The organism is Campylobacter concisus (assembly GCF_902460595.1).
Lineage (GTDB): Bacteria > Campylobacterota > Campylobacteria > Campylobacterales > Campylobacteraceae > Campylobacter_A > Campylobacter_A concisus_BL.
In genome coordinates, this window is the sequence record NZ_CABPVA010000006.1 from 27,603 (window position 1) to 30,035 (window position 2,433).

Sequence of the window (2,433 nt, forward strand, 5' to 3'; positions counted from 1 at the left end):
TTTCACTACTTCTGTCTTCTTTGATGTATTTTTCAACATTATCAATTATTAAATTTTGCATATATGAATCAATTAGAGCCTTTTCTTGTTCCTTTGACATTTTTGCATTTTCCTTTTGGATAGTGTTGTCTTGTATCGGTGCGTTGCTAAGTCCGTTTATGCTAGTTATCATTTTAACTCCCCCTACGCCTTTATATCAACATCTTTTTTTATACCAAGCATATCTACTAGGTATTTTCCTGCTGGGTTTTCATTTAGCTCTTTTACTAAATTTAAAGGTGGCATACTAAATTTCAAAAAGCTATCCATAAAGTCCTTGCTCTTCTTACCATCTTTATCTATCTCGCCAAAGAGTAGCTTTAGCATTTTTAGATTATGCTCCATCATCTTTTTAAATGATAGTTCGTCTTCTTCATCTGAATACTTACCGACAAACCCAGTCGTTAGATCTACATAGACAAGGTCCCTTTTATACTTAACATACTCTTGCATATATGCAGGCATACCAGCTAGATCAGAGTCGCTTGCTTTATTGAAATTTGCTCCAAATTTCATCTCGCCCATAAGCTCAAATAGCTCAAATGCTCTACTAAATTCTTTACTATCTACGCTCTTATCAAAGCCTTGCTTCTTTCCAAAAACGGTAGTTTCACCTTCTTTGACGTCAAGGTTGCTATTTATGACGGCTGCTAAAAGTCCGCCTTTAGTTATAGAGCCATCTTTATTTGTATATCTTTCGCCGTGTGGATCGATAAAAACACCACTTCCCACACTCTCCTTGCCACCATTGTTGTTGTTAAAGATATCTGTTGTTGGCTTTAATGGCTGCCTACCATCTCCACCGCTAAAGCTTGGGTTGAAAAAGAGCGTGCTTATCATCTGCTTATTTGACTCTTTGTAGTTAAAGCTAGAAGCAGCTGCATCGAAGTCGTAAATAGAGCTATGAATTTTTGTTACTTGCATGCTTTGGCGGTTATAAGAAAAACCTTGTGGGAAATTTCTTATATCATCTAAGCTAAAGCTATCTTTCGAATTTAGCGTGTCTTCGCCAACGACTTGGGAGAGAATTTTGTAGGCATTGCCAGCAGTCTTTACAATATCTATGCTTTTAAAGGTGCGACTAAAAAATGAAGTTCCTTCTGCAACATTGACTAAAGACTCCAGCGTGCTTGAGTGAATTTTATATTCGCTTGGTATGCCAGCTTGTTTATTAAACTCATCTGTAAAGTAGCCATCTTTATCTACCTTGTAGCCTAAAACTAGAGAGCTGGTTTGGTTTGTAGAAATTTTGGTTGATACCTTTATGTTCTGCTCTAAATTCAAGTGGTAGCTACCAAGTGCGTTTATCATTTTATATCCTTTTAGCTCAAACTCATACCAAAGATATCGTCTTTTTTATGAAAAGATTTATTTCGCCAATACTTTTTAGTCTGCATAAATTTACTCCTAAACTCTTGTATCTACCTTTTTATAAAGCCTATCTTTGCTAGATAATTCTTTAAATTTGAGGTCATTTTCAAGGTAGGTGATGTTGTAAATTTCTTTAGTGGTGATACTTTTGCCGTTTTCAAGTCCGATTAGGAATTTACTTGTAAATTTATCAGAGAGGTTTTTAACATCAGCATCACGTCCAAGACCAAAGATAGCATACTCCATATCTAGCTTATGTTCTTTTGCTCTTTTAGCTGTCTCACGCTCTAACTCTTTACCGCCGTAAGTAGCCACTGCTTGCATACTTCTTGAAACACTAACGTTTGAAGTGAAAATTTGCACTGCGTTTGAAGTCTTTTGCACACTTGATTTGATCTGATCATCAAAGTCAGATATTTCAAGTTGTGCGTTTTTCTTTGGGGCAGCCAAGCTGTCAGTTAGAGAGGAGTGCTCTATGCCTTTTACGCTTGAAGTGCCAATAAGGCTTAGCATAGGCGTCTCGTCAGCACCTATTAAAATTATTTTTTCATATACCGAAGGCTTTAGCCCTTCTCTTTTTGTAGCTGGGGCTTGAAACCCAGTAGTTGTTATTGCCATTTTTGCTCCTTTTATGCAATTTAATGGCAATTTATCATTTGTAGCTGTATCAAATCTACCCAATTTTGAGAAAATCAAAAAGAAAATTTAGTGTTTTTAAAAAAAGCGAGCCCTAAAAGATAGGGCTTTTTAATTATTATTGGAGTTTTTAGTAGATATATAGCTAGTTTTTGCACCTTGACTAATTTTATTTTTAGTTAGTCTATTTACTGCCTTAGCTTTTACGCCGTCGCTTATGTCTTTATTTAATAGCACTTTCTTAACTAAGCCTACTTTATCTCCGCTTGTGTCTATCGCATCAAGTAGTTTAAGTTTTGGGTTCTCAAACTTCATAAATAAAAACATTATTATGATTCTTTTAACCTAAACGATAGTAGTTCAAACTTTACAACTCTGTCTTTTTTA

General features: G+C 35.3%; 3 protein-coding genes. All 3 read right to left on the reverse strand.

Features of this window, described 5'->3' with window-relative positions; genetic code table 11:
• Positions 1–183: 183 nt before the first annotated feature.
• Positions 184–1,350 (reverse strand): Cj0814 family flagellar-dependent secreted protein, encoded by a 1,167-nt coding sequence (locus F3G86_RS09325; RefSeq protein ID WP_149723692.1) that lies wholly within the window; start codon positions 1,348–1,350, stop codon positions 184–186.
• A gap of 96 nt (positions 1,351–1,446) precedes the next feature.
• On the reverse strand, positions 1,447–2,028 hold the full coding sequence (locus tag F3G86_RS09330) for an SU10 major capsid protein (protein ID WP_149723693.1): 582 nt from the start codon (positions 2,026–2,028) through the stop codon (positions 1,447–1,449).
• Between the two features lie 129 nt (positions 2,029–2,157).
• Positions 2,158–2,361, reverse strand: a complete 204-nt coding sequence (locus tag F3G86_RS09335) for a hypothetical protein (protein WP_103609796.1) — start codon at positions 2,359–2,361, stop codon at positions 2,158–2,160.
• Positions 2,362–2,433: the final 72 nt, after the last annotated feature.